Source organism: Nocardioides sp. CPCC 205120 (assembly GCF_048654585.1).
In the GTDB taxonomy this organism is placed as follows: domain Bacteria; phylum Actinomycetota; class Actinomycetes; order Propionibacteriales; family Nocardioidaceae; genus Nocardioides.
Window position 1 is genome coordinate 587,770 of sequence record NZ_JBMCYY010000001.1, and the last position, 21,103, is coordinate 608,872.

At 69.7% G+C, this 21,103-nt stretch carries 14 protein-coding genes; 8 read left to right on the plus strand and 6 right to left on the minus strand.

The annotated features are described in order from the left end of the window. The first annotated feature begins 14 nt into the window (after positions 1-14). A complete protein-coding gene (locus ACOACO_RS02785; RefSeq protein WP_420294727.1) occupies positions 15-2,009 on the plus strand; it encodes a sigma factor-like helix-turn-helix DNA-binding protein in 1,995 nt (664 codons plus the stop codon). A 21-nt stretch (positions 2,010-2,030) separates the two neighbouring features. Here ACOACO_RS02785 and ACOACO_RS02790 read toward each other — a convergent pair whose 3' ends face one another. Together ACOACO_RS02790 and ACOACO_RS02795 are read right to left on the minus strand one after the other, a co-directional pair. Then, positions 2,031-2,408, minus strand: coding sequence for a hypothetical protein (locus tag ACOACO_RS02790; protein WP_420294728.1), 378 nt, complete (start codon positions 2,406-2,408; stop codon positions 2,031-2,033). Continuing rightward, positions 2,405-4,894, minus strand: a complete 2,490-nt coding sequence (locus ACOACO_RS02795) for an AAA family ATPase (protein ID WP_420294729.1) — start codon at positions 4,892-4,894, stop codon at positions 2,405-2,407. The genes ACOACO_RS02790 and ACOACO_RS02795 overlap by 4 nt, the downstream gene beginning before the upstream one ends. Before the next feature lie 157 nt (positions 4,895-5,051). Here ACOACO_RS02795 and ACOACO_RS02800 point away from each other — a divergent pair, with 157 nt between their 5' ends. Beyond that, entirely contained in the window at positions 5,052-5,486 is a 435-nt protein-coding gene (locus tag ACOACO_RS02800; protein WP_420294730.1) for a helix-turn-helix domain-containing protein, read from the plus strand. Between the two features lie 37 nt (positions 5,487-5,523). Here ACOACO_RS02800 and ACOACO_RS02805 read toward each other — a convergent pair whose 3' ends face one another. From ACOACO_RS02805 to ACOACO_RS02820, 4 genes are all read right to left on the minus strand, one after another. Then, complete coding sequence (locus ACOACO_RS02805; RefSeq protein WP_420296287.1) at positions 5,524-6,042, minus strand: SIR2 family protein; 519 nt, start codon at positions 6,040-6,042, stop codon at positions 5,524-5,526. Beyond that, entirely contained in the window at positions 5,931-6,752 is an 822-nt protein-coding gene (locus ACOACO_RS02810; RefSeq protein WP_420296333.1) for a hypothetical protein, read from the minus strand. The genes ACOACO_RS02805 and ACOACO_RS02810 overlap by 112 nt, the downstream gene beginning before the upstream one ends. Before the next feature lie 276 nt (positions 6,753-7,028). Then, the gene (locus ACOACO_RS02815; protein WP_420294731.1) at positions 7,029-7,904 is read right to left on the minus strand and encodes a hypothetical protein; all 876 of its coding nucleotides are present in this window, start codon (positions 7,902-7,904) and stop codon (positions 7,029-7,031) included. 31 nt (positions 7,905-7,935) lie between these two features. After that, entirely contained in the window at positions 7,936-9,219 is a 1,284-nt protein-coding gene (locus tag ACOACO_RS02820) for a vWA domain-containing protein (protein ID WP_420294732.1), read from the minus strand. Between the two features lie 184 nt (positions 9,220-9,403). Between ACOACO_RS02820 and ACOACO_RS02825 the strand changes: the two genes are divergently transcribed. The 6 genes from ACOACO_RS02825 to ACOACO_RS02850 all read left to right on the plus strand — a co-directional run bounded on the left by ACOACO_RS02825 (position 9,404) and on the right by ACOACO_RS02850 (position 21,103). Continuing rightward, complete coding sequence (locus ACOACO_RS02825) at positions 9,404-10,417, plus strand: DUF4268 domain-containing protein (protein WP_420294733.1); 1,014 nt, start codon at positions 9,404-9,406, stop codon at positions 10,415-10,417. 608 nt (positions 10,418-11,025) lie between these two features. Beyond that, positions 11,026-12,132 carry a very short patch repair endonuclease gene (locus tag ACOACO_RS02830; RefSeq protein WP_420294734.1) on the plus strand — a complete coding sequence of 369 codons (1,107 nt, stop codon included), beginning with the start codon at positions 11,026-11,028 and terminating at the stop codon, positions 12,130-12,132. 143 nt (positions 12,133-12,275) lie between these two features. After that, positions 12,276-13,349: a DNA cytosine methyltransferase gene (locus ACOACO_RS02835; RefSeq protein WP_420294735.1), complete on the plus strand. Its 1,074-nt coding sequence runs from the start codon at positions 12,276-12,278 to the stop codon at positions 13,347-13,349. A 32-nt stretch (positions 13,350-13,381) separates the two neighbouring features. Then, entirely contained in the window at positions 13,382-14,434 is a 1,053-nt protein-coding gene (locus tag ACOACO_RS02840) for a DNA cytosine methyltransferase (RefSeq protein ID WP_420294736.1), read from the plus strand. Between the two features lie 184 nt (positions 14,435-14,618). Further along, on the plus strand, positions 14,619-19,331 hold the full coding sequence (locus tag ACOACO_RS02845) for a DEAD/DEAH box helicase (RefSeq protein WP_420294737.1): 4,713 nt from the start codon (positions 14,619-14,621) through the stop codon (positions 19,329-19,331). Then, positions 19,328-21,103, plus strand: coding sequence for a UvrD-helicase domain-containing protein (locus ACOACO_RS02850; protein ID WP_420294738.1), 1,776 nt, complete (start codon positions 19,328-19,330; stop codon positions 21,101-21,103). Before ACOACO_RS02845 ends, ACOACO_RS02850 begins: the two co-directional genes overlap by 4 nt.

Consider the following 21,103-nt stretch of genomic DNA (forward strand, 5'->3'; position numbering starts at 1 on the left):
GGCGGGGGAGTCAGTTGGACGACGTAGCAGGGTGGGACGATTTCGATGCGTCGGAGAACTCGCCGATCGACGATGGTGTGACCTCTTCCGCCACGCTGGCCGCGACCTACCCGAGCCTGGTGCCTCTGGGGGCGCTCGGCCTCGGCGACAGGGTGCTGGCGCCGTACCTCGGCACCCACGAAGGGGGGCTCGTCCGCACCTGGTTGGAGCGCGGGGGATGCCGCACGATCGGCGAGACGCTGGAGCTCGAGGTCGAGGCTCTGCTCTCGTGGCCGGGCATCGGTGTCGGCAAGCGAGATCGCATCCTCGCCCTGCTGGATCTGCTCGCCGGAGCGAGCACCGACGTGGTCACGCAGCTCGTCGCGCGCGTCGCCGCGGCTGAGGAGGCCGTCGGAGAGGCCCCCGACCTGGCGCCGCACCTCGGGGTGCTTCGCGAGTGGGGCGCCTTCACGGCCCGGGCGGGCACCTGGGGCGAGGTCGAGAAGGCTCTCGACCGGAGCGAGCTTCCGGCGGACGTCGCCACCGCACGCGACGCCCTGCGGGCGGTGTCGACCGGCCTCGGTGACGCCGGCGACCCTGGCGAGGTGCTGCTCGAGTGGATCGACGGCCTCGACGCCCGGGAACGCGACGTCTTCGAGAGCCGCATCGTCAGGGTGACCCCGAAGACGCTCGAGACGATCGGGAACACGTACGACGTCACTCGCGAGCGCGTGCGGCAGCTCGAGGCGCGCCTGGCGGCCGGCGCCCGGGAGCGCTACGCCACCGACCCGGCCTGGCGCCAGGTGCGCTGGGCGGGCTTCCTGCTGGAGGAGCACCTCGGCGCGTTCGCGCCTCGCTCGGAGGTCGACACCCGGTCGTCCGCCGGTGAGGAGCAGTTCGACCGGCACCTGCTTCTGTGGTTCGCGGGCCTGATCGCCGGTGAGGACGCGATTTGCCGACAGGGTTTCGAGCTGCCACGTGTCGAGCAGGTCCCCTTCGAGGAGGACGACGTCATCGTCGATGCCGACGCGCTCCGACAGCTGCTGGTCGAGCGAGGGGTTCGCGAGTCCCACCTGGCTTTCGCCACGCGGTCGATCGCCGGCATCACGACCGTGGACGACGTACTGGTGCGGTGGCCCAAGAGCGTGGTCGACCGGGCGTGCAGCCTGCTGGCGGTCCGGGGCCAGGCCATGGAGTTCGGCGAGCTGTACGAGGTGCTGGGCGGCAGCGAGCGCAGCGTGCGTCAGCGCCTGTTCGAGGATCCCCGGCTCAGCCGCATGTCGCGGACGACGATCGGCCTCAAGTCCTGGGGCGGCGAGGAGTACGCGGGGGTCGTCGACGCCATGATGCGGCGGCTGGAGGAGAACGACGAGCTGTCGCTGGATCATCTGGCGCAGGAGCTGGCGGCGCAGTTCGGTGTGTCGGCCAACTCGGTCCACATGTGTGCGGCGGCCCCGGTGTTCGCCGCGTCGAGGGGTCTGATCCGACTGCGTGGTGCCACCGAACCGTACGTGCCGCGGGCCGAGCCCCACCGGGTGTGGGGGCTCTTCCAGTCGACGCCGGACGTGCTGCACTGGAACGTCGGGGTCGACGCCGACATCCTGCGCGGGAGCGGACGCTCCGTCGCCCCGGAGATCGGCACGTTCCTCGGTGTGACCCCCGGTGTGCGGACGCAGCTGCGCAACGAGGTGCGCGACGTTCCCCTGGGCTGGGTCGAGACCAACCACACCGGCCCGGGCATCGGTTCGCTGAAGGCAATCGCCGATGACTTGGGTGCGCAGGTGGGGGACGTGTTCCAGCTGCGACTGGATCGGCGTGACCGCTCGCTGCGTGCCGTCCTGCGTCCCCAGGAGCCGGTCGAGTCCTCGGCAACGGGCGAACGCCTTGCCTGGTTGACGGGCCTGCCGGAGAAGCTGACGGCGGGCCGGGCGGCCTTCGCCGACACGCTGCACGTCACGCCGGACGAGGCCGAGCAGGCGCTGCGGAAGCGTTCGGACAACGCCGTGGCGGACGCGTACGCACAGCTCTGATCCCCACCTCGACGCGGGGCCTCAGGCGGTGGAGGCCCCGCCGTCAGGCGGGGGCGCCGCCCTCCACGCCTCAGCGGCCGCCACGAACTGGCGCACGAGGCCGACGAGGTGCTGGGCCTCGATATACGTCGGCGAGAGAGCGTACGCGTGCTGGTGGCACGCCTCGGACAACCGGCTCCAGGCGTACTCCGCGCGGCTCGCGACCTCGGGGCGGTCGGCGTAGGCGACTTGGAGGCACGAGAGGCGGCTGCGCGCACTGGCCAGGTGACCCGGGTCGTCCGGGAGCAGGACGGTGATCGCGTCCTCGAGTGCCGCCCGCGCCAGCCAGCAGGCACGCACGTTCGCCAGCGGCCCCGGCCGGCCGAGCTGGCCCTCGGCCTCGTCGATGAGCGTCGTCACGACCGGACCGCCACGAGGTCCTCCACGAGCCGTTTCACGTCGTGCACGGTGTCGCGCGGATCGAGGTGGGCCTGCAGCCCGTTGTGCATCCCGCTTCCGACGGTCTGGAGCGACTGCTTCCGGTACGGCGCACCGGCCCAGGCGACGAGCTCGTGCGCCGCGCGCTCCTCGCCGAACACCGCGAGACCGACCCGGCGTCGAGTCGTCACGGCGTCGGACCATGTGGCCTCGACCTCGGCGAGGGGGTCGCCGTCCCGCAGCCGGCGGACGAAGTAGGTGTCCTTCGCGGCTGCCTCGACGGCGAACCTGAGCAGGCCGGGCAGCGTGCGTCGCAGAGCGGGTCCGGCCAGTCGGTCGTGCTCCCACTCGATGACAAGAGCTCGTGCGTCGGAGAGGTAGCGCTGCGCCGGGTCTTCGGACTTCTCGATCGTCACCTGGGAGCCCGTCCCGCGGGTGACCTCGAGGACCGTCGCGTCGACCGGTGAGCGGCGGACGGCTGCCGAGAGGCGGTCGTCGTGGGAGAACACGATGACCTGCCGGTGCTCGGCGATCTCGCTCAGCACCTCGACGAGGCCGTCCACCTTTGCGGGGTCCATGGCCTGGACGGGGTCGTCCAGCACCAGGAACCGGAAGGGCGAGGCGGCCATCGTGGCGCGGGGCAGGAAGAGGGCGAGTGCCAGGGCGTGGAGCTCGCCCTGGCTGAGCACGGCGATCGTCGCGTCCACGCCGTCGACGGTCGAGTCGATGCGCACGTGACGAGACGTGTTCGAGCCCGCCAGGCTCAGCGAACCGATGTCGACGTTGCTCTCCTGGCGCAGCTTGGCCCAGGCCCGCTTGGCGCCGTCCTCGATCGGTGCCATCCGCTCGTTCTTCAGACGGAGGTCGTTCTCCTTCAGCCACTTCTCGGCGGCCACCAGCGTGTCGACGCCGGGCTTCATCCTCGACCATTCCCGCCAGGATGAGATCCAGGCGGCAATGCGGGTGGCGAGCGGCTGCCAGCGGTCGTTGAGCAGCTCGAGGTGTTCGGCTGCCGCCGTACGCACGTCGGTGACGGCCGCAGCCAGGACCCCGGCGTGGTGGTCGAGGTGGGCGGCGAGCGGGTGCGCTTCCGCGCTGTCGAAGGACAGTGCCTGGGCCCAGGTGTCCCACGCGTCGCGTGCTCGAGCGATCCTGTCTTCGAGCTCAGGCACGGGTGCACGCACCAGTGTCTGCGGGGTGGGGGTCACCAGGCGCCGTGCCTCGCGGACGACGAGGTCGAGGGACTGGCGCGAGGTCTCGAGGTCCGAGAACTCGGCGCGCAGCTGGCGCACCGACTGCTCGCTCGCCGTACGCCACCCCGCGTCGAGGCTGCCCTCCTGACAGACCGGGCAGGTCATGTCGCCGTGGGTCTCGTGCACGGAGAGCGCCTGCTCGAGCAGGTCCAGGCGCGCCCGCGTGCGCGCCGAGGTGTCGGCGGCGCTCGTGACGAGGTCGTCGGCCGCGCCTCGGAGTCGAGCCGTCACCGCTGTGACCTCGTCGGGGCTCCCGAACGGCACGGACAGCTGGGCCAGCACCCGCAGCGCGGCCACGGGGCCCTGGTCGGCCCCGGCCGACCCGGTTGCGAGCGCCTCGAGCGTCGCCACGGCGTCTGCGTCGGGCGAGGCCTTCTTCAGCAGAGTTGCGGCCTGACGGGCCCGGTCGTCGTCGAGCTCCCGCGCGGCGAGCAGCAGAGCCTTTCGCTCCGCCGTCACGGCCATGCCCGGTGCCTTGCGTGCCGTCAACCGGACCTTGATGCGGCCGAGTGCGTCCTTCAGCTGCTCGAGCCCGAGGATGCCGGCGAGCGCGTCGTACAGCTGGCTGCGACCGCTGTCCAGGATCTTGCCGAGCTCGTCGTAGGACAGCACCGGGCGGTACTGCTCCAAGGGGCCGCTCCAGCCCAGCTGAGCCAGGCCGTCGACCTGCTTCTGACCCCCGCGCTGCACGGTGAGCGAGCGGTCGCCCACGTCGGTCGCGCCCTCGGACCACCGGGACCGGATCTCGAGGGCACCCTGGCCCTCCTCGACGACACCGACCGTCACAGCTGCCGTCGGGTGGTGCAGGTTGCGCCACTGCTCGCGCCATGCGACCCCCGACTTCTGTCGCCACCGGTAGGTGTCACCCGTCAGCACCAGTTCGAGGGCCTCGGAGAGGCTCGACTTCCCGGACCCGTTGCGCCCGGCCACGATCGTGAGGCCGGGACGCGGGTCGAGCGGCAGTCGTACAGCCGATCCGATTCCCCGGAACCCCTCCACCTCGATCGAGGTCAGGAACGCGCCGCCGGCCCCGCCGGCCGGTGTGGCGTCAGTCTGTGTGCGCTCGGCGCGGCTCGTCGGCGGCTCCCCGCCATCGAGGAACGCGTCGAGCTCGGCGTCGCTCGCCAACGCGGCCAGGACCACCAGGCCCACCTCGTCGTCGAGACCCGTCGCCGCGATCTGGTCGTCGATCCATGCAATCAGTTCATCCCCCATGGCCGTGAACGTAGACGAGGCCACCGACAACCCGAGGGACGTTCGGGGCCGGTTGAGGAGGTCTTGAACCATGCGGATGGCGGGCGCCGGGTGCACGACGCCTATACGATGCTCGGAGCATAGGGTGCTTTGAGGAAGGTCGACGATCGGAGGCAGCATGGCGACGGCATCGCGCAGGACGGGCGACATCGAGCTCGGGCGACGGATCGCCGCGCGTCGCGGCGAGCTCGGCATGAGCCGCAAGGACCTCGCCGAGGTGACGGGTCTGTCATACCCCCATATCGCCCAGATCGAGACGGGCTACCGGATGCCGTCCGCGAAGCACCAGCCCATGCTCTCGAAGGTGCTGGGCATGTCCCTCGACGAGTTGTTCGGCGTCACCGACGACCTGCCGGTCGAGCCGCTGCGCATGTCGGCACCGCCGATCGGGACCGCGCCGCGCCGTGGGGGCGCGACCATGCACGAGGCGGTCGAGCTCGCGACGCAGGAGATCGAGGCACTGCCCGTGTCGGTGCGGCTCGAGGCGCTGGCCCAGGTGCAGCTGCGGGTCATGCAGGGCGTGGCGACCGATCAGGCGCGGCGCCTCACCTGATCAGGATCGTCCCCCGGAGGGCGCACGCCCATCTCGATCAGCCGCTCGACCGGGGGGTCCCACTTGCTGCCGCGCCGCGACGTGATGTTGGCGGTCGCCTCTCGGAGCTGGCGGGCGATGGCCTGGTCGCCCTCGTCGAGCGGCCGGCGAACCTCTCGTCCAGCGCCCACGACGAATCCCGCGAGCCGTGAAGCGCCACGCGGTCGAGGAACAGCTCGACCCCTCGGTAGCCACTGACCTCGGGTGCGGCGTCGCCCATGAACAGCCACTCCAGCTGCCCCTTCCAGAGCTGGGCCCGGACCTTGTCCCCGTCGGTGTCCAGCACGGTCCCGAAGGTCCCCGACCGCCCCTCGTGGTGCTCCTGGCGGTAGACCTCCACCTCGTGCAGCAGGCGGATCACGTTGTCGTCGGTCATCGACGTCCCGACCACGAGTAGGTTGCGGGTCAGCAGCAGCGACTGCAGGAGCGCGCCGGACGGGCGGAAGGCAGCGTCGTACCGCACCATGTGGCGCCTCGTGAGGACGATCGTCGACGGGTGCGCGACGTCGCCGTGCAGCTTGAGGACCCAGCGGTCCGCGTCGCGGCCGGTGGCCCACGGGAGGATGCGGGTGATGCCGCGCCCGGTGGCCGCCACGGCGCGCTCGTAGACACGTCGTAGTTGGTGGTGATCACTTCCCGCGCGTCCAGTCCGGCCAGCAGGCCGTGGAGGAGCGAGGCGGCTGACCGCTTGCCGACGATGTTGGCGACGCGTTGCTGGAAGTCCTCCTTCGCGTACTGCTCGATCAGCTCGGCCTGGTCGGTCGGCGTGAACTTCTTGTCGCTGAAGTCGACCTCGGTCACCCGGAGGTCACGGGCGAGCGTCTCGATCAGCTGCGTCCACGACGGGAGCCCCGCGGCAGCGCTCACCCCGGCTCCGAGAACGAGCGCCAGGCTCCCGCCACGCGCCGCGGCACCGAGCTCCTCCGCCGACGCCTCGAGCGCGTCGGGCAGGCGCGGCACCAGCTTGCGACGCGCGTACTGCGCCGCCGTGTACACCGCCGGCTCCGGTGCCACGAGCGCGACGTCGACGCACAGCTCGCGTGCCTCGACACTGAGCCGCTCGACCAGGGCGCGGAGCACCTCGCCGCGATTGTGGGCGTAGCCACCGCGACCGATACCCACGACGGGTACGGCGACGAGGGGGATGGTGGACGCCCCGCAACGTGACTCGTGCAGGTGCCGGCGTTCGTCCATCCGGCGCAGCACGTTGACGATGCGCTCGATCACGACGTCGTAGGTGTCCGCCGTCGCCCCGCCCACGCTGACCGCCCAGACGCGGTCGGGGGCGTTGTGGATGCGGCCCCACTGCCGCTCGGCCCACGCGTCGGGGTGGACGGGTCACTCTCCGACGAGCGGACCTCAGTGTTCCCGGAAGCGGCACTCGGCGCCGACCGGTACGACGGCCGCGTCGTGGATCAGCGCCTAGATCGTGCCGTGGACGACGAACAGGCGCCCCGCGTACCTCGTCATGCCCCCGGAGTGTGCCACCCCGGGGGCACCGAGTCAGCCGAGCGAGCGGCTCGCCCTCCGCACGGCCTCGGTGATGTCGATGGCCGCGGGGTGGTTCATCGTCGGCCCGTTCATCTGCAGCGTCCAGCCGTTCTCGCGAGGACGGTGGCGCCACCGCGCGCGGACGGTGTCGAGCGGGAGCAACACGGCGCGTACGACGGCATACGTCGTGTCGTCGAGGAGCACGAGCGCCGCGTGCTCGAAGCCTTCGCTCTTGAAGATGCTCGTCTGCCGCTGCCCGGGCAGCTGCGGGGTCGAGACCGTGCGCGCCTTCACCTGGATGCGACCCCACTCGTCGTCGGTGATGTCGTACGCCTTTGTCGCCGGGTCGGCGAGCACGCTGCCCGGGAGCGCGCGGTGCACCACGAGCTCGGCCGCCTCACCGAGCGGGGAGCCGGCTCCTCGGACGATGCCCCGACGTCGCAGCTCACGGATCGCGCTCGCCTGCAGCGCCAGGAGTTCGCTGACGGCGTGCTGGGTGAGGTCGACGCCGGGTGTCGGCGGTGCTGGCACCGGCAGGGCCGGCGGGCGGGTCCAGCGCTGCTCGTCCGCGGTGAGGTCGTCCGGTACGACGCCGATCGCCGCCAGGTAGGCGACCAGGTCGGGCACGTGCTCGTCGTACCAGTGGTTGGTCACGCGGACGTCGACGCCGAGGACGCGGTGGACGCCGACCCAGTACCGGCGGTGCTCGGCCTCTGTGAGGTCTTCGACGCGCCGCGCGAACGGGTACGCGAGGCCGAAGGTGACGCGGGTGTACTCGGCGTCGAGCAGGCGGTCGAGCTCGGACGGGTCCTGGGTCTCGACCCACGCGAACAACGCGCCGAGGTGGGTCCGGACCAGCTCGCCGGGGCGGGCGGGGGTGTCGCTCATCGTTGCTCCTGGTGGTGGGTGCGGGTGTCGATCATCGGTCCTGCTCGTCGTCCGGGCGGACCGGCGTGCGCCCCCGCTTGCGGTTCATCTGGTGGTAGGAGTCGCGGCTGACCTTCGACATGTGGGCCGCGCCCACGTCGCGCGTCATCTGGTCCATGCAGTTCACGTCGTCGAGCTCGGCGCGGATCTCCGGCTTGACGGCCTCGGGGGAGACATCGAGGGCCCGGCGCAGACGGGACGTCGTCTCGCCGAGGAGGCGCTGGCCGGCGTCGAGGTCTCCGCGCTCGAAGGCCTCGGACGCCTGGCGCTTCATGTCCTGCGCCTCCTGGAAGAGCACCTCCGACGACACCGTCGGGTGGGCGACCCGGCCGGCGGCCTCGTCGCCCGGCACCACGTTGACGGTGATCGGCAGGGAGGCGACGTGCTCGACAAGGCCGGGCAGCTCGACGTACGCCAGCTCGAGCGTGGCGACCTTCGCCAGACCCAGCTTCGCCATCGCCGGCACTCCCAGCTTGAGCAGGACCTTGCGGCCCTCCTCGGCGAACAGGTCGCCGAGCTCAATCATCACCTCGCCGGCGCCGATCTGCTGGGCGGGCAGGTCGTTGAAGAGGCGCAGGAACCGTACGGCTGGCGCGAACCGCACCGTCAGCGCCAGCGCCTGCACGACCTTGTCGAGCAGACCGTCGACCTCCCCGGCGATCGCGGCACCGGCGGCGTCGGGGTCAGCAGCGAACACGTGGTTGCCCGATCCGGCTCGCGCGATCGCGGCGAGCAGCGTCTCGTCGTACCCGCGGCCGTAGCCGAGCGTCGAGGTCACCACGCCGTCGGCGTAGGCCTTCGCGGTGATGGTCGCGAAGGCATCGGGCGCGCTGACGCCGGCGTTGACGTGACCGTCCGAGACGACCAGCACCGTGCCGCCGGTCGTCGCGGCGCGCCGGATCTCGCGGAGGCCGCGCAGGTAGCCGGCCGAGAGGTCGGTGGTGCCACCGGCGTGGACGGCGCAGATCTGCGCGACCACCGCCTCCTTGGCGGTCAGGGGACCGGCCGGCACGACCACCTGGGCGGTGTCGTCGAACGTGACGAGGCCGAAGTTGTCGGTCGGCTCCAGGCGCCGGACGAGGGCGACCAGCGCCTGCTTCGCACCCTCCAGCGGCGCGCCGCCCATCGAGCCGCTGCGGTCGAGCACGACCTGCAGCGAGGCAGGCGCGCGCTTCGTCGTGGGCGCGGCCGGTGCCTCGAGCTCGAGCAGCACGGCGACCTCGTCGGCGGTCTCGTGAGCGACGAGGTTGACGTCGAGCAGTGCGTTGATCTTCATGGTTCCCCCTGGTGGTTGGTCACGACGTACGCCGCGAGCATGGGGAGAACTATGCGATGAGCAGAGCCAAGTGTCAAGCGGATCGCAGGGTCAGATCGTTGCCGCGAGCATTGTCAGCCGATCGCCGACGAGTGTCAGTGAGGTCTGGTAGACCAGCGCACGACGTTCATCACCAGGGGGATCAATGCACATCACCAAGCTCGTGCCGGTCGACATCCGCCAGGTCTGGGCCACCGAGCCGTACAACTTCACGCCGTGGCTGTTGAAGAGTTCCGAGCTGCTGTCCGAGGTGCTCGGGGTGCAGGTCGAGCTGGAGGACCGGGAGCACAAGGTCGGCAACTTCTCCCTCGACCTCATCGGACGGGTCGTCGGCAGCGACCAGGTCGTGATCGTGGAGAACCAGTTCGGCTCGACCGACCACACCCACCTCGGTCAGATCATGACGTACGCCGGTGGCACCGACCCCGCGGTGATCGTGTGGATCGCGGAGATCTTCAGGGAGGAGCACCGGGCAGCTCTCGACTGGCTCAACCTGAACACCCACACCGACCTGAAGTTCTTCGGCGTCTCCTTGGGAGCCGTCCGCATGGACGGCGCTGACCAGAACCTCGTCGCGCCTCGGCTCGAGCTGGTCTGCAAGCCCAACGACTGGGAGAAGCTGGCTCGCCAGGACGCGGTCGCCGGCGGTGCCGGCACCACCCCTCGGAACGAGCTGTACAAGCGCTTCTGGACGGAGTTCGCGGAGGAGGCGCGCCAGCGCGGTTGGACGACGGGCACCGCGCCGGCCGCCAACTGGTGGTCGTTGTCGTCGACGGCCCCAGGCCTCACCTGGAGCGTCTCTTACATGATCGGCGGCTGCCGGAGCGAGCTCTACATCGACACCGGAGACAAGCTGCGCAACGAGTACCTGCTGTCGGTGTTCCAGGACCGGGCGGCCGAGATGGCAGGTCACCTGGGCGAGCACGACCTTCGGTTCGAGTACCTCCCGGCCAAGCAGGCGTGCCGGCTCGAAATGCGTCGGATGGGTCCCGTCATCACAGACGAGAGCACCTGGCCGGACGTGATCGCATGGCTCGTCGACACCCAGATGCGACTGCGTGCAGCGGTCCAGTCGACGGGTGGACTGCCGACGGGACAGCCGCCGGCGGGCTGGGTCAGCCCCGCCGCGCCCGTCGACCTGGATGACGAGACGGCGTAGTCGTTGTGTCGTCCTTCGACGGAGTACGCCGTGAGCACGTGCTGCGGCGACCGCTTGGCGCGACGATCTCGGCGCCGGACCATTCAAGTCAGTACGGGTTCGGGTCGGCCCGCGGGTAAGTGTTGCGGCACGACGGCCGTGAGTACGACTCCGAGGCCGTGCGCGGGTTGGCGCTCAAGTTCGCCGACGGGCAACCGGCCGCCACAAGCGAGTTCAGTGGCGGGAAGGATGGCACGGCACGAGTGCTGCGTGGCTTCGGCTGCGAGATGATTGGTGGCGGAGCGGTCGCCGCTGGCGAGCGGCGTGAGGCGGCCGAGGTGGCACGGCGACCGCCGGCCGGCCTGGGACCAGACGATGTGCTGCGGCAGGTGACCCAGAACGCAAGTCTGCTGGACGCGGACGTCGAGCCTGAGGAACCGGCTGTGAGTGAAGGTCCGTGCCCGACCCTGAGGAGCCAGAAGTGGCGTCAACGGAGCGTGCCCCGCGACGCTGGTGGTCGGGCAGCGCGGGTGGGCGCCTCACGCATCAGACCCGTCGCGGCACGTCGAGCACCCCGGAGATGACGTCGACGACGTCCCCCCGATGGCCTCGACCCGCGGCCCGAGCTGGTGCGGGCGTGCTCGGACTCGATCGACGAGGCCGGTGCGGAGAAGGCGCCGTGGAAGGAGCGCAAGGAAGCGGCGATCGCGCACGTGGCCGACGTCCCCGCAGAGGCGCTGCTCGTGCTGGCGGCCGACAAGCTGCACAACACGCGCAGCACGGAGGCCGATCGCGCGTTCCACGGATCGGGCGTCTGGACACGCTTCAAGGCCGGTCGTGACGGCTTCCTCTGGTACCACCTGGCCGAGCTGCTGGTGCTGGAGGAGCGGGTCCCGGAGTCCCGGTCGGTCCGCCTGCTGCGACGGGAGCTGTCAGGCCTGGCGTGCGGTGAGGCCGCAGGCTCCCCGTTGGCAACGGTCGCCAACGTGCCCGAGGAGGTGCGACCGTTCTTCGCGGCGGGGCTGCTCGAGGAGGGCTGGCCGGGCTGGGGGTTCGGAGCCGGCCCCGAGCAGGACGCGTTCGTGGCCACGGGGCCGTACAGGCTCCAGCCACCCCACGTCGGGTCCGCGGCCAGGATTGCTCTCCTTACCAGCACCGCCTGGACAGATCGCGGTCTCAATTCCAGGTCGCCCCCGACAAGCGGCCCGTGGCTATCGATGGAGTTGTGCACCGAACGGGTGGGCAGTTCCCTTGGTGCCACCATGGTGAGCATGGGCCACGAAGACGGCGCGCGAGAACGACGTCCTTCCCCGTATGGAGTACCGCCCCATCCGGGGGCGTCGTCGACGGCAGTCTCGCGTCGCATGAGCACCGCCCGCCGGCGGGACACCACGCCCGAGCTCGAGATCCGGCGAATCCTCCACCGCATGGGCCTCCGCTACCGGGTGAACCTCCCCGTTCCGGAGAATCGGCGACGCACCATCGACATCGCCTTCACGAGGGTGAGATTGGCCGTTTTCATCGACGGCTGCTTCTGGCACGGCTGTCCTCAGCATGGGACGGCCCCCCGCGCCAACGGCCAATGGTGGAGGACCAAGTTGGCCGCCAACGAGGCTCGAGACCGAGATACCGACGCGCTGCTCGGTGCGCTCGGCTGGCGCGTGATGAGGGTGTGGGAGCACGAGGACCCGCACGCTGCGGCAGTGCGAATCCGCCTGGCCGTCGCGGGTGGGTAGTGCCGACCGGGACACGCCGGACGTTCCGGTGGACAACGGTCGGGAGGGCGCCGGCAGCCGGCTAGAGTTCACCCGTGCCGTCCGACTCTTCATCCGCGACCCTGCGTGGGCCGCGGACGGCAACGACGGGGCGCACCCTCAGCGTGCTTGATCTGTTCGCCGGCGCCGGCGGCCTGAGCGCAGGGCTTCGCATGGGGGACAGCCGTTTCGGTACGGCGCGCGCGGTCGAGTCGGACCTCGAAGCTGCGGCGAGTTATGCGGCAAACTTCGGTGACAACGTCGTTTACGCAGGAACTATCGAGGACTGGCTCCTGCACGAGGAGGTACCTCAGGTAGACCTCGTCGTCGGCGGGCCACCGTGCCAAGGCTTCTCCCAGCTTGGCAAGCGGGATGTCGACGATGTTCGGAACACGCTGTGGCAGCAGTACGTGGAAACGGTCTCCCTGGCAAGACCCAAGGCGTTCGTGATGGAGAACGTTCCTCAGTTCCTCAAGTCGCCTCAGTTTCCCATCTTCGCCGCCGCGTTTGAAAGAGGCGGCCGGCTCCAGGACTTCCGCTTCGAGGCCGCGGTCCTCAACGCCGCCGCCTATGGTGCGCCGCAGGCACGTCGGCGGGTCGTGGTCGTTGGCGTGCGGCGGGATGTGGGTCTACCCAGCTTGCCGTCCCCTCCGATGCTGACGCCTGCCATGACGGTTCGCGAGGCCTTCGCCGGGCCGGCGGGTTTTCGTCCGATCCCGGAACACGTACCAGCGATGGCGGTCGACCTGCCTGACACATCGATGAGCTTCGGCGGCCGAGTGCTTCGGGGGCCGTACGCGGCGTCTGAGCTTCACTTCGCCCGGTCGTACACCGAGCTCTCGCTCCGGCGCTTCGCCGCGATTCCCCCGGGTGGTAACCGCTTCGACCTCCCGGACGAGCTCCAGGCGCCCTGCTGGCGCAAGCACCGTTCGGGCGCCGGCGACGTGATGGGCCGTCTGTCCTGGGACAAGCCCTCCGTCACGATCCGGACGGAGTTCTTCAAACCGGAAAAGGGGCGGTACCTCCATCCGACCCAACCCCGCGCCATCACGCATTTTGAGGCCGCTCGGCTGCAAGGGTTCGCGGATCACCACGAGTTTGTGGGCAGCAAGACGGCCATCGCCCGGCAGATCGGGAACGCCGTCCCTCTGGCCCTGGGCGCCGCTCTCGGCGCCCACCTGGGCCCAATCATCTCGTGACGCCATCTGACCTCGGTGGGTCGTGCGGGCACGTGGGCGTGCTCGACCTGTTCGCCGGTGCCGGTGGACTGAGCGCGGGCTTTCACGAGGCCAGTCAGCGGTTCGCCACCATCTGCGCGGTCGAGCATGATCGCGCCGCGGCTGCAACCTACGCACAGAACTTCGGCGATGTCGTGTACGCAGGGGGGATCGAGGACTGGCTGCGGTCGCATGAGGTTCCGCAGGTCGACGTGGTGGTCGGTGGCCCGCCGTGCCAAGGCTTCTCGCTGATCGGCAAACGAGACCCCAATGACCTTCGCAACACCCTCTGGCGCGAGTACGTCGAGGTCGTCAGGCGCAGTCACCCGCGGGTGTTCGTGCTGGAGAACGTCCCGGCATTCCTCACCTCGGGCGAGTACGCCGCGTTCGTCAGTGCGTTCGCGAACGGGGAGCTCGCGGATTACGAGATCAGGGCGAAGGTGCTCGACGCTGCTGACTTCGGCGCCCCTCAACGCCGGCGTCGCGTCATCGTTATCGGGGTCCATCGGGACCTCGCCCACCCCGGTCATCCGAAACCGACTCATGAGTCGGCGCAGCGGGTCACCGTTCGCGACGCGCTGCATGGCGTCCGGCCCTTCACGGGCGAGCTCGACCTTCGGCCCGGTCGTGTGCTCTTTGACGGCGAGTGGCTGCCAGGAGTTTTCAAGACGGAAGAGCTGCACATCACCTCGGTGTGGAGCGACTTGTCGATGGCGCGGTTCCGTGCCGTTCCGTACGGCGGCAGTCGGCTCGACCTTCCCGACGAGCTCTCCATGGACTGCTGGCGCAGGAACCCACGCAGTGCGACCGACGTGATGGGCCGCCTGGTCTGGGAGAAGCCGTCCGTCACCATACGGACGGAGTTCTTCAAGGCCGAGAAGGGCAGGTTCCTGCACCCCACCCAGCACCGACCGATCACTCATCTGGAGGCCGCTCGGTTGCAGGGTTTTCCGGACGACTACCGATGGGTCGGTGATAAGGCGCAGATTGCTCGCCAGATCGGCAACGCGGTTCCGCTCGCCCTCGGGTCCGCTCTCGGGGCGCACCTTGCAGCCAGCCTCGACTGAGTACCCTCCGGGCGTCGAAGGGTTGGCACAGCGGGGATCTCGGACGAACTCCTGAAACTGTCGCCGTCGTCCTTTAGATTCGCCGTGGCGTTGTCGACTGGACGAGCGGGTCGTGCCGCGCGCGACCTGGGGGTGCATTCTCGTGGAGGGCTGGGAACGGCGTAGGACGCCTCTCGCAGACGTCGTGTGGGAGCAGACCGACGTCTGCCTCAAGGTCTACGCGGAGGACCCCAGTCGGGTCCTGCAGGACGCCAACAACGAGCGACGGATTTCCGAAGGTGGCTACGCCACGCGCCAGTTGGAAGAGTTGATCCAGAATGCGGTCGACGCGGCTCGCGCCGGAGGTGAGCGGGTAGAAGTCCTGCTCACGCAGGACTGCCTGTACGTCGCCAACGACGGAGCCCCGTTCGACGCGGACGGTGTCCGCGCGGTGATGGCTTCGGATATCTCGTCCAAGAACGACGAACGCATCGGCAAGTTCGGGATCGGGTTCAAGTCGGTCCTCGCCATATCGGCCAGCCCCCGCATCTTCAGCCGCAGCGTCTCATTCGGCTTCGACCGTGAATGGTCTGCGGCCACACTGAACGACCTGGGATTTCGCTCGGGCAGCTACCCGACGATGAGGCTCGCTCGCACCCTCGACCCGGAGTCGGACGGCGCCGCCAAGGACGCCCATCTCCGAGAACTCATGGAATGGGCGAGCACGGTGGTCGTCGCGCCGTTGTCAGTCCCCTTCAACGGTCTGTCCCGCAGGCTCTACAACTTCCCGGCGGAGTTCGTCCTTTTCTCTCCCCACATCAGGCGGGCCAGGCTGCGCAACCTCGCGGAGTCGGACCCTGACGCAAGAGCGGGTACGTCCGGCCGCCGCCTGGAGGAGCGGACCGTTCGTCAGGAGTCGTCCTCTGACGGCATTGTCGAGTTGCTGTCGGGGGACAGGACCACGCGTTGGGTGGTCAAGCGGAAGGTCCTGACTCCGACGTCAGCCGCGCGGGCGGAGGGCGGTCATGTCGCCTCCCGCCAGCAGGTCGAGGTTCACTACGCCCTACCGGTGCCTCCGGGTAGTCACCGAGTCGGGCGGCTCTGGGCGTACTTCCCCACGAACTTCGAGACGACGCTCACGGGTCTCGTCAACGCGCCGTGGAAGCTGAGCGACGACCGGACGGGTCTGCTGGAGGGTGCCTTCAACCGAGAGCTGCTGCAGACGCTGCCGGAACTGTTCAGCAGCGCAATCCAGGTCCTCAGCGGGTCGGCCGATGCGGTGACCGCGATCGACGCCATGCCGGCACGAGGACAGGAGGCGCGCAACTGGGTCGATCGGGACATCAACGAGCCCATCTTCCGACGGCTGCGGACGACCGCCTGCCTCCCGGACGGTCGGGGTGTGCTGCGGCCCCCGACGCAGATCAAGTGGCTAGGCGACGTCCCCGACGAGTGGCTGGCGCAGTGGTCACTCGTGGAAGGTGCACCACTGGGCGAGTGGCTGCACCCGGCGGCGTACAAGACCCCGGAGCGTCGAAAGAAGATCTCTCGCCTCGTCCAGGACGAACGCTCCGCCGAGTCGACCGACGGTGGGGCCGGGATCGACACATGGCTCGAGGCGCTCGTGCGGGACGGCAGCGCGAAGTCTTCGGCGGCTGCCGTCCTTCTTGCGGCCAGGGTTGCGGAGGACTGCCGGTCGACGACCACGGCGCGAGCCGCCGCCACCGCCGCCAAGATCCGCAACGCCAAGATCATCCGGCTCGAGGACGGAAGGTTCAGGTCGCCCGAGAGGGGACAGGTGTTCGTCCGTGTCGAGGGCGACCGGACGTCCGGTGTCGATTTCGTCGATCCGCAGCTGACGTCGCAACCAGGGGTTCGCGACGCTCTTACCCGGCTGGGCATCGTCGTCATGGACCGCAGCGGCGAGCTGCACCGCCTCCTCGCGCGAGCGAAGGCGCCCGAGGGAGTTCGGGACCCGGGGACCGTATGGCCAGGGATCTGGGGTGTTCTCCGTCAGCTACCGACGGAGACGGGCTTGCAGATCCTCGCAGAGAACCTGGGCGAGAGGCTGGAGTTCGGAGTTCGTGTCCGGACCGCCGACGGCGCCTGGGTTCCGGTGTCGCGGGCGTACCTGGCCGGACGGATCATCCCCGCCGACGGCACGCGGGACCGAGCTCGACTCATCGACCCCAGGTTCCATGCGAGCGACGAAGAACTCTTGCACGAGGTCGGCGCGGTGGATGCCCCGACGTGGCGGCACAACGCCCCCCGGGAGGCATGGTTGTCCGCGTACGAGGAGGCGATGAGGGAAGTCCTGCTGGCCAAGCAGCCCAGGGGCGGCAGCAAGCCTGACCCCGCCAAGATCGAGGTTGGCACGGGCGCCCGAGGGGCACCGCCGCCGTGGCCGCTCGCGCCGCTGAGTGGTCTGAGCGGCGAAGGGCTGGCAGCGGTGACGCAACACCTCATGACGCGACCCGTCCCGGGGCCGTGGCGCGTGCGTCACTCGTCGAACGCGAGTTACGGGACGTTCTCGGTGGTGGCGCCTGAGGTGTGGCTTCTCAGGAAGACGGGGCGACTGCGCACGGCTTTCGGTCTACGGCCCCCCTCCAAGGTCATGGCCTCCAGCGACTACGTCGACCCGACGGTGCTGCCCGCCGTCGACACGTCGGACGAATGGGCGTCGGCCCTGGGCCTGCTCACCGACCCGGAAGGCCTTTCCGTCGCGGAGTGGTCGGCGCTCAAGCAGATCGCAGATTCCTGGCGCAGGCCCGACGATGACGTTCGACGGACGAACTTCTACGCGTGGCTCCCAGGACGTCTCGAGTGCGAGCAGATCCTGGTGCGGGTCGGGAAGCAGCTGCAGCTCGTCGATGTGCGCAACATCGGCGTCGCCGAAGATCCGTCGGTGTACGAGTCCATGCTCGAGGCCCAAGTCCCGGCGATTTTGGTACCGGATGCGGATGACGCGAAGCGGTTCGTCGAGTCGTGGGGGATGCCCCAGGGGAAGGACTTGCTGCAGGAGGAGGTGGTCGTCGAGACCTCCGGGGAGTGGAGCTACCTGACCGACCTCTTCCCGCCGCTCAAGCTGTGGATCGACCCGACCGACCAGGAGATCCGGCTCCAGCCCGCGAGTCGCCTGGTGAAGATGATCGCCACCCCGAGAGGGCAGGTCGCGCAGCCGATCCCCACCCGCCGTGAGGGCGACACCCTCCTGGTGACGGCAACGTCCCCCGGCGAACGGCTGGTCCAGGTCTCCGCCGCCCTCGGGCTGGGACTCACGCTCGACGACGTGGCTGGCGTGCTCCGAAAGATGGACGAGGCTGCCACCGGCCAGCTGCGGCGGGACATCAAACGTGCAGCAACCGACGACGAGCGGCTCGTGGTCGCGGTCGGGGCGGAGGCGCTTCGTAGGACCGTTCCTGCACAGGCGTTGGCGGCCCTCGAAGCTGGTCGAGGCGGCCCCGCCGACCCCGTGGAGGTCGCGTCCCTGGCGCGGGCCGTCCACGGCGTGGGCATCCTCAAACAGCTTCGTCCCGCGCTCGAGGAGAGGGGCCTGGAGCCTCCTCGCGAATGGGCCGGTCGCCGGGTCACACGCACGTGGGTCGCCGCCCACGGGTTCCCTGCTGACTGGGCCGGCTTCCCCGGGAGCACACGCGCGGCGGTGGAGCTCATCGACGGGCCCGCCCTCCTCAAGCCGCTCCACGGCTATCAGGAGTTCGTCACGGACCGGATCACCGGCCTCCTTCGAGGGATCGGACCGGATCGGGCGATGGTTTCGTTGCCCACCGGAGCCGGCAAGACCCGGGTCACCGTGCAGGCGCTGGTGAACGCGGTGCGCCAGCAGGACGTGCCCGCACAGGCACCACTGATCTGGATCGCCCAGACCGACGAGCTGTGCGAGCAGGCCGCGGACACGTGGACCTACGTCTGGCGTGCGATCGGACCGCAGGTCCCGATGAGACTCGGGCGCCTGTGGGGGACGAACGAGGTACCCGAGGAGCCGGGTTCTTTCCAGCTGGTCATCGCCACGATCGACAAGTTGGGGTCACTTGTGTCTCGTGCCGACGGAGAGTACGAGTGGCTTCGCGATGCATCTGTGGTCGTCATCGACGAGGCCCACGGCTCGACCGCCCCGTCGTACACCCGGGTTCTCGACTGGTTGGGCCGGGCCGGTCGCGTGAAGGAAGAGGCTGCACGGAAACCGCTCATCGGTCTCACCGCGACGCCGTTCCGGGGGACCTCCGAGGAACAGACCGAACGGCTGGTGAACCGCTACGGTCAGAGTCGGTTGGACCGGGGAGCGTTCCTCAAGGAGGACCCGTACGAGGAGCTCCAGGACATGCGCGTGCTGGCACAGGTGCGGCACGAGGTCCTCAGCGGCACGGACGTCGAGCTGACGACGTCCGACATGGACGAGATCGAACGGCTGAGGCGGCTGCCCTCGTCCGTCGTCGAGCGCCTCGGCACCAATATGACGCGGACGCTGCGGGTCGTGGACTCGATTGCGAGGCTGCCGGCGGACTGGACCGTGCTGGCGTTCGCGCCGTCGGTCGAGAACGCACGTGTCTTGGCGGCCCTCCTCTCGCACCGGGGGGTGTCGGCCGTCTCCGTCTCCGCGGACACCGAGCCGGCGGTCCGGCGGCACTACGTGAAGGAGTTTCGTGAGGGCCGCATCCGGGTGCTGACGAACTACAACGTCCTCACCCAGGGCTTCGACGCGCCCCGGGTGCAGGCGGTCTACGTAGCTCGGCCGACCTTCAGCCCGAACGTGTACCAGCAGATGATCGGTCGCGGGCTCCGCGGGCCGCTGAACGGGGGATCTGAGGAAGTTCTGATCGTGAACGTGCGAGACAACTTCCAGAAGTACGGTGAGCTCCTCGCCTTCAACGGCTTCGAGTACCTGTGGTCCCGGCGATGACCTCTACCGCCCTTGACGCCAGCCAGCGAGCTGCGGTCGAGATCTCGCCGGAGGAGAGGCAGCTCGTCGTCGCCGGCCCTGGTTCAGGCAAGACAGAGGTCGTGTCGGCGCTCGTCGAACGACTGGTGGACCTGGACGGGGCTGGCGACGCCGGCGCAGTCCTCGTCATCAGCTTCTCGAACGCGGCCGTCCACGCCGTCGACGCCCGCCTCACGTCCCGTGGCCTCGGGCCGGTGACCGTGCAGACCATGGACTCCCTCGCGACAGAGGTACTTCGAGATCTGGCGACGGACGATTACTCCGGCCTCGACTTCGACGGCCGCGTCGTGGCGGCAAGCCGCTGCCTGGCCGAACAGGGCTGGGACGCCCTCGACGGTCTCGACCATCTCGTGGTCGACGAGATCCAGGACGTCGTCGGCGTGAGGGCAGACTTCCTGCTGGCCATCATCGACGCGTTGCCCGACACGGTCGGGTTCACGCTCCTCGGCGACCCGGCCCAGGGGATCTACGACTTCCAGCTGCGCCCGCCCGAGAGGGGCCGCGCCGCGCGGTCCACAACGGACCTCGCGTCACTACTGTCCGCGGCCGAAGGGCGGCACGGCGCGATTCGACGGCACCTCGACGGTCAGTACCGGGCAAGCAGCCGGGAGGCGAAGGTCGCTGCGCGCCTGCGGGAGGCGGCCCTCCCCGGCGGGGATCCCGGGATCATCGACACCTTCTACGACGACGTCGCAGTCGCAGACTCGTTGGAGGCCGTGGCCGATCTGGTTCGCAAGTGGTCCGGGACTACCGCGGTGCTCACCGCGACGAACGGGCAGGCACTCCTCGTGGCTGGAATCCTCCGTTCCCTCGGGTTGACGGTCGAGGTACGTCGCGGTGCCGAGCAGCGCGTCCTCGCCCCTTGGATCGCCCAGCTATTCGGCGACGCCACGACAGACACCGTGTCTCGAGGTGTCTTTGAGCAACTTGTTGCCGACAGGCGCCCAGACATCGACGTCGCCACGACGTGGCGGTCGTTGCGCGGCGCCGTCGGTGGGCGTGGGTCGGAGCTCGACCTCCCCCGTCTCGCGACGCGCCTGCGAACGAGAAGGCCCCTGCCGCCCGAGCTGCTCGTGGCGCCGACGGGCACGGTCGTCGTCTCGACCGTCCACCGTGCGAAGGGGCTCGAGTTCGACAACGTCGTACTGGTGGACTTTCCGGAGCGCACCCGGGACGCAGACCCGGCCGGCGAGACCGAGCGACTGCGCGCCCGCTTCGTCGCTCTTACGCGCGCTCGGACGAGACTGGTCCGGGCGGTGGGGCCGGACGATCGCGCCCTGCGTGTATTCAGCAGACGAGGCCTTCACCAGAACCGCTGGTTCCTCGCCGGGCGGCAGTCGTGGATGACCTTCGCCTACGAGGTCGGTATCGGCGACGTTGAACCCGGGCCCGAGGGACTGGACGAAGCAGGTCCCCGCCCCGCGCTTGAGACGCAGCTCGGCGGGCCCGTGGACCTACGCCTCGATCCGCGGGCGTCCACCTTGGACGTGCCGGTCTACAACCTGCTCCGGCATGAAGCAGTGATCGGGCGGACCAGCCTGAGGTTCGGTGAGGACCTTGCCCTGCGCATCGAGCCCCGCGACGGTAGGCGCGGCCCCTGGCCGACCTTGGGTGGCGCCTACGTCGAGAACGTCTGTACGGCCCTGGTCGACCCGCAGCCGGGAGGGCGCTCACGGCACGGCCTCCTGCTTGCTCCCGTCGTCACGGGCCTCCTGAACATCAACTGGAAATGA

Coding starts and splice junctions, on each gene's coding strand:
- ACOACO_RS02795 (WP_420294729.1), bottom strand. CDS start 4,894: ATGGGGGATGAACTGATTGCATGGATCGACGACCAGATCGCGGCGACG.
- ACOACO_RS02800 (WP_420294730.1), top strand. CDS start 5,052: ATGGCGACGGCATCGCGCAGGACGGGCGACATCGAGCTCGGGCGACGG.
- ACOACO_RS02815 (WP_420294731.1), bottom strand. CDS start 7,904: ATGAGCGACACCCCCGCCCGCCCCGGCGAGCTGGTCCGGACCCACCTC.
- ACOACO_RS02820 (WP_420294732.1), bottom strand. CDS start 9,219: ATGAAGATCAACGCACTGCTCGACGTCAACCTCGTCGCTCACGAGACC.
- ACOACO_RS02825 (WP_420294733.1), top strand. CDS start 9,404: ATGCACATCACCAAGCTCGTGCCGGTCGACATCCGCCAGGTCTGGGCC.
- ACOACO_RS02850 (WP_420294738.1), top strand. CDS start 19,328: ATGACCTCTACCGCCCTTGACGCCAGCCAGCGAGCTGCGGTCGAGATC.